Genomic DNA, 5651 nt, shown 5'->3' with positions numbered 1-5651 from the left:
GTGATCGTAGGTCCGCCATGCTACTGGCAAAAAAGAACCAGCTCAGAATTTGTGTTCAAGCTGAAGAGCTAGGCGAGCAGGCATCGCGGCACCTACTGGTGAATTTACAAGATATTCCCGGAAATCCCCAGCGGATCCCGTTGGCAACTGTGGCGGCTCGCCGCGTTGTCGACCCCTCCGCGTACGCCGCATACGTGGACCGCCCTTCGCCTACCATTGATCACATTTGACGCGCTCACCGATCCACCGGGATCGCGGCAAGGGCCTCAGCACGAGGCTTGCATATGATGCTGTCTTCCGCAGGGGGTCTTGTCGGTGAATCCACCGTTCGGGTGTCATCAAAGAGCCTTTTCAGCGTTGCCTGTCCAGGGTGAGGACGCAGGGCGATTGCGCAGTCAGGCAGCAAGCGCTGAGCTGGGTGTTTGCCGAGTGAGCGGCCTCCGCAGAGGCGATGGCGGCACGTGAGACCGCATCGGTGATCACGAAGTTGCGACGCTTCAGGACTCCGAGGACGCCCCCTCCGCCGATGGCAGGTGCAGATCCACATCCAGGGCGAGGTCACCGCCGTCGACCCGGTCGGGTCCAATCAGTCGACCTCGCCTCACCGCTGCCCACCTCTCCCGTCCGAGCCTCTTGGGCGGCGACGTGCTCCGACCGGCCGCCACGAGGACCGGGGTGCTGTACCGCAACGACGGGTCGACGACGCTCACCGTGACACTGGCCCCCCGAAACGTGCTCGGCGATATGTGACTATGCCGGCCCGGACGTGGAGTGGTGAGGCACGTGTGCAGCACCTCGCCGATGCGGTTCCGCACGGCGGCGAGGTCGTCGCAGTGCACCGGGGTGTCCACCGCCACCTGGCCGGTGGTCCGGCCCGCGTCGGCGTGACCGTCCGCGCTCGTCGTAAGGATGCGGGCTGAGCGCGAGCGGATCATCACCCCTTCGGAGGTCGATGCGCCGCTCGGTGGCCTTGCCCGATCGTGCGAGACGTCAAGCAGGTGAGGCGGTGTCCGTGTCGGCGCCGTTGTCGGCGTGGCGTTCGGTGCGGCCGGTGCCGTGCCAGTCCAGGCAGAGCACGGTGGCGTCGTCCTGGAAGTGGTCGTCGCAGGCGTGGCGCACCGCTCTGGTGACGGCCCGCACGACCTCCCTGCCGTGCAGCCCGGCGGTGTCGCGGATCAGCGCCGGCAAGTCGACGTCGGCGGCGTCGCGTTCGAACATGCCGTCGGTGATCAGCACCAGCCGGTCGCCGGAGCGCAGGTCGAGCCGCTGCACCCGATAGTGGTGCGGCTGGACGCCGAAGAGCAGGTCGATTTCCAGTTCGACCGGTCGCACCACACCGTCGCGCAGCAGCAGCGGTGCGGGGTGGCCGGCGTTAGGTGTCGCCGCCGATGTGATCGGCGGGCACCAGGGCGCTGGCAACGGTGAACTGGGCGGCCTCGCAGCAGGACGCCGCGGGCAGCAGTTGGTGCTGGATCTCCGCAGCCAGGCTCATCGGCGTGGTGCGCCGGCCGGAGTGGTAGAGGTCGGTGAACCGGCGGTCGGTGACGATGACGTAGGCCAACGCGTGTGCCGCCTCCGACAGCTGCGCCAGCACCTCGTCGTCGAGGGACGGCACGGTCACCTCCAGCACGCCGACGCAGTCACCGCGGTTGGTCACCGGCAACACCACCCGCACCTCGTCACCGTCCCGCTCCTGCCACGGCCGCTGGGTGCGCAGCACCTCCTCGTAGGCGCTGTCCCGCAGGCTGACGTGCACCGCACCCCACCCGCTCGGGTCCTGCGCCGTCGAGGTCAGCCGCACCAGATGCTCGTCGACGAGGTCGACCAGCAGGAACGACACGTCGAAGGCCCCGAACCGCTTCGCCAGGTCACGCGCGACGACCTCGACCGACTGCGCCGGCGGTGCGCTTTCGGCCGCCGCCAGCACATCACCCGGTTTCAACACCTCACCGTTCACGGCAACCTCCGACGACTGGAAATCCACCCCACCACAGACTTCACCGTCCGGACGCGGTACGCAGCTCTTCAGCGCGGCCGTCGCCCGCCGATCGTGCAGTCCATGGGAACGTGCTCAGGGCAGGGTAAGCGGTACGGCGTCGAGCAGGCCCAGCACGGCCATCTCTCGTCGCACGACCGGCGAGGCCAGCACGTGGAGGACGCGTCGGTGTCCTGTATGTGAAAGGAGCGCTCCGGCAGTTCACCCGCATCGGGCGGGGCACCTCCGGCCACCCTCAGCACCACTTCACCGCAGTCGATCTCGGCGACGCAACGGCGTACCCGGGTCTCGGAACTTGTCGCTTGATCGGGTACGCGCGGTCAGCCGGGCAGACCCGCGCGGCCGTCGAGGTGAGGCAGGTTGAGGTCGAGCAGGACCAGCCCCGGCCTGGGTGCGTCGCCGTGGTCGCCGGCACGCAGCAGGACCGCCAGCGCCTCGTCGCCGTCGCGCACCGTGTGCAGCCGCACCGGGCTGCCGGTCAGGGCTTCGGCGGCCATGAGCGCATCGCTCGGGTCGTCCTCCACCAGCAGCACGTCCAGCACCGCTTCGGGGTCGAACCCCGAGGGCCCCATCGCGTTGCTCACGGGATGACCCGGTGTCATTCCGTCACCCTGCGGACGGGTCTTGGAATTCGGAATCAACGGCTCTGCCAACGCCCACAGCTCGTCGGGCACCAACCGCAGCGACAACCGATCAACCACGGACGAAGATCATGACACAACGCTCACCGCCACGTGAGACGTCGTCTTAGCCGCGCCTGGCCAAGGCCACCAGGTAGCGACAGGCCGTGTCGGTCGGGTTGATGTACGCACAGGGCTGTGGCGGGCCGAGTTGGAGGCAGTCGCCCTTGGCCAACTCGTGCACGACATCGCCCTCGCGGAAGTCCAGCCGGCCGTCCAGCACCCAGATCTGGTGGTGCACCAAGGTGTACGTGTCCGCGGGGTACTCGACCACCGCTTTGCCGGGCAGTACCACTTCCACGAGTTCCAGCGGTCCGCCGGCGGACGGCGACAGCGCGCGGCGGCGGTAGCCGGTCTCCGGGTCTGTCCACTGTGGCTGGTCGACGGCCCGGACCAGCCGGCGTTCACCTTCGGCACGGGCGATGAGTTCCGACAGCGTCATGCCGAGCGCGGCCGACAAGCGGCTGAGCAGGACGGCCGTCGGTTGCGCTTCGCCCCGTTCGATCTTGCTGATCATCGTTCGGGACACGCCGGAACGCTGAGCGAGGGCGTTGGCCGTGATGTCCCGGGCGACGCGGGCGGCGCGCAGGGTTGTGGCGAGCGACACTGACAGCGGATCCGACATAGTGTCCACTATAGCGACACTTATCGCCTACCATAGTTCCCATGGATGGGGTACGAGACGCGTCGGACCAGGACGCTGAAGCGTGCGCGGCGATCTACGCCCCGTACGTCACCGATACCGCGATCACGTTCGAAACCGAGCCGCCGGACGCGGCGGAAATGGCCGCGCGGATAGCCGAAGCGCAGCACATGCACGCGTGGGTCGTGCTCGAAGACGGCGGTCGTGTCGTCGGATACGCTTATGGGCGACCGTTCAAGGCTCGGGAGGCTTACCGGTGGTCGTGCGAGGTCAGCGTCTACCTTGAACTCGGCCGTCGTCGTTCCGGTGGTGGGCGGGCGTTGTACGACGCTCTTTTCGCGCGGCTCGCCAAACGCGGTTACCGGACCGTCGCGGCCGGGATGACGTTGCCGAACGACGCGAGCGAGGGCCTGCACCGAGCCATGGGCTTCACACCGGTCGGCACCTACCGGCGGATCGGCTGGAAGAACAACGCGTGGCACGACGTGCGCTGGGTCCAGCTGACGATCTCCCACGAAGAGGACCCGCCGGCCGAGCCGAGGTGATCCTCACCTGGTTGTACAGTGATCATCCAGCAACCCGACTCCGTACAACCAGATGAGGATCGAAGACTCCGAGCTACCGGGGAACCTCACCCACGATGCGGGGGGCGTCGAAGTGTGGTGCCTTCCTCCCGCATTCCGGCCGCACCCGGTGTTGGGTCAACGCGTTCGAGCTTCGTCCAGCCGGTCCAGCCTCGCGTCCTGAGCAGCTCGACCAGTCGGCGAGCCGGTGGGGCGGTGTCGAAGGCCAGTGTGTCCATCAGTTTGGCGAACGGTGGCTCGACCTCGGTGTCGCCGACGTAGTCCTCGTCCTGCTCGTCGGTCATCTGCGTGATGTAGGTGGCCAGCTCGTCGGCCAACTCGACCAGCTCCGGACCGTCGTGGACTTGTTCGAGAGCCTGCCCCAGGGTGAGGTAGAAATCGATGAGCGGTGGGTCGGCGATCTGCTCCCACTTGCGCGCCGCCCACTCCGGGATCCGCTCGGGTGAGTGCGCGGCCAGCAGGATCCAGCCGTCCCGCTCGACCTGGACGATGCGCTCGTCAACGCCGAGCGCTCGCAGCCGGTCGAGAATCTCGACCACCTCCGGGGGCAGTGCCAGGCTGTCCCCGGAGGCAAGGCGGGCGATCCGCTCTCGATGCCGCTGCCGCTGCCGAATCTCCGCCCGCAACCGCTTGTCGATATCGGTGATCGCCGCGGCGAACTCCTCCTCGTCGGCCTGGAGCAGCTCCAGCACCCGCGACAACGGGACACCGGCCTCGGCGAGAGTCCTGATCCTGATCAGCTCGACCACGGCACCGGCGTCATACCTCCGGTAACCGGAGTGGTCGCGATCGGGCTCCGGCAACAGCCCCTTGGCGTGGTAGTGCCGCACCGCGCGCACCGTCACCCCCGCGTACGACGCCAACTCGCCGATGGTCAGCACCGGTCCAGTGTCCTCGTCCCGGGAGCTGCTCAGGAAGCCGCCTGGCCGGCCGGGCTTCGTGCATCGCCGATCAGCCGGGCGATCTCCGGAGCGTGGGTGACGACGAGCCGGTGGTCGGCGTCGACCCACGACGTGGAGATGTGCGGCCGTTCGCGGACGAGCCGTTCGACGCCGGCCCGCCAGTTCCGGTTGCGCCACTGCGCACCCTCCTCACCGCTGTTCCCGGCCATCGTGGTCGACATGATCATGCGGATCGGACGGTCGATCTTGCGGTACCGGTCGAGGATGCCGGAGCGCACCACCTCGATATCGAGGTTCAGGTCGAGGAAGTCCTGGGGGGTCAGCAGCACCTGACGCGCGGTGCCCCTGGTCTGCTCGAACTCGTGGCGCAGCCCCTCCGCCATCGCGCGGAACTCCGGCAGGTCGTCCTCGGTGAAGAACGGTTCGGGCACCGGGTTCGCGCCGTCGACGAGGACGAGCTCGGCCACGGCGTCCGGATGCTCGGCGGCGTAGTGAACGGCCAGGTCCGCGCCCAGCGAGTGTCCCACCAGCACGGGCGCCGATGGCAGATCGCGGTGTCCCAGCTCCGTCATCATGGCATCAAAATCGCTGAGGAACGCCTCGAAGGTGTACCGGTCGGCGGGCGAGGAGAGACCATGGCCCCTCAAGTCGAAGGCCACCACGTCGTAGTCGCGGCGCAGCAGCTCGATCAGCTCGTACAGGTCGGCCTGCGTCGTGAGGAGCCCGGGACACAGGACCAGCGGCCGTCCCCGTCCGCCGCGAGAGACCGGGATCGTGACGCCGTCGTGGTGGACAGTGAAGTCATCGGGTTTCTTGGTCATGGCACCGATGCTGTGGGGTTGACCC

8 protein-coding genes and 1 pseudogene are annotated in these 5651 nt (G+C 68.0%); 2 read left to right on the top strand and 7 right to left on the bottom strand.

Annotation, left to right across the window (positions count from 1 at the left end):
• Positions 1-230: hypothetical protein (locus tag AB0G02_RS26895; protein WP_360798827.1), on the top strand; the 230-nt coding region annotated here is incomplete at its 5' end.
• A 760-nt stretch (positions 231-990) separates the two neighbouring features.
• On the opposite strand, the gene AB0G02_RS26890 is transcribed toward AB0G02_RS26895, so the two are convergent.
• The 5 genes and pseudogenes from AB0G02_RS26890 to AB0G02_RS26870 all read right to left on the bottom strand — a co-directional run bounded on the left by AB0G02_RS26890 (position 991) and on the right by AB0G02_RS26870 (position 3301).
• The gene (locus AB0G02_RS26890; protein ID WP_360798824.1) at positions 991-1332 is read right to left on the bottom strand and encodes a SpoIIE family protein phosphatase; all 342 of its coding nucleotides are present in this window, start codon (positions 1330-1332) and stop codon (positions 991-993) included.
• 40 nt (positions 1333-1372) lie between these two features.
• Entirely contained in the window at positions 1373-1957 is a 585-nt protein-coding gene (locus AB0G02_RS26885; protein WP_360798821.1) for a hypothetical protein, read from the bottom strand.
• 359 nt (positions 1958-2316) lie between these two features.
• Positions 2317-2580, bottom strand: a complete 264-nt coding sequence (locus tag AB0G02_RS26880) for a hypothetical protein (RefSeq protein WP_360798830.1) — start codon at positions 2578-2580, stop codon at positions 2317-2319.
• Positions 2581-2598: 18 nt separating this feature from the next.
• Positions 2599-2697, bottom strand: a pseudogene (locus AB0G02_RS26875) (IS5/IS1182 family transposase); the annotation flags it as partial.
• Between the two features lie 46 nt (positions 2698-2743).
• A complete protein-coding gene (locus AB0G02_RS26870; RefSeq protein WP_360798818.1) occupies positions 2744-3301 on the bottom strand; it encodes an XRE family transcriptional regulator in 558 nt (185 codons plus the stop codon).
• A 41-nt stretch (positions 3302-3342) separates the two neighbouring features.
• On the opposite strand from AB0G02_RS26870, the gene AB0G02_RS26865 reads away from it, so the two are divergent.
• A complete protein-coding gene (locus tag AB0G02_RS26865; protein WP_360798815.1) occupies positions 3343-3864 on the top strand; it encodes an N-acetyltransferase family protein in 522 nt (173 codons plus the stop codon).
• A gap of 86 nt (positions 3865-3950) precedes the next feature.
• Here the strand turns inward: AB0G02_RS26865 and AB0G02_RS26860 are convergent, their stop codons facing one another.
• Together AB0G02_RS26860 and AB0G02_RS26855 are read right to left on the bottom strand one after the other, a co-directional pair.
• Complete coding sequence (locus AB0G02_RS26860) at positions 3951-4784, bottom strand: MerR family transcriptional regulator (RefSeq protein ID WP_360798812.1); 834 nt, start codon at positions 4782-4784, stop codon at positions 3951-3953.
• Positions 4785-4813: 29 nt separating this feature from the next.
• Positions 4814-5626 carry an alpha/beta fold hydrolase gene (locus tag AB0G02_RS26855; RefSeq protein WP_360798809.1) on the bottom strand — a complete coding sequence of 271 codons (813 nt, stop codon included), beginning with the start codon at positions 5624-5626 and terminating at the stop codon, positions 4814-4816.
• Positions 5627-5651 lie beyond the last annotated feature (25 nt).

The sequence above is a fragment of the Actinosynnema sp. NPDC023658 genome, from assembly GCF_040639995.1.
GTDB lineage: Bacteria > Actinomycetota > Actinomycetes > Mycobacteriales > Pseudonocardiaceae > Actinosynnema.
This window is presented reverse-complemented; position numbering and strand designations above follow the sequence as displayed.

Excerpts from the sequence above, each read along its gene's own strand:
- AB0G02_RS26865 (WP_360798815.1), top strand. The coding sequence starts at position 3,343 with ATGGATGGGGTACGAGACGCGTCGGACCAGGACGCTGAAGCGTGCGCG.
- AB0G02_RS26870 (WP_360798818.1), bottom strand. The coding sequence starts at position 3,301 with ATGTCGGATCCGCTGTCAGTGTCGCTCGCCACAACCCTGCGCGCCGCC.
- AB0G02_RS26855 (WP_360798809.1), bottom strand. The coding sequence starts at position 5,626 with ATGACCAAGAAACCCGATGACTTCACTGTCCACCACGACGGCGTCACG.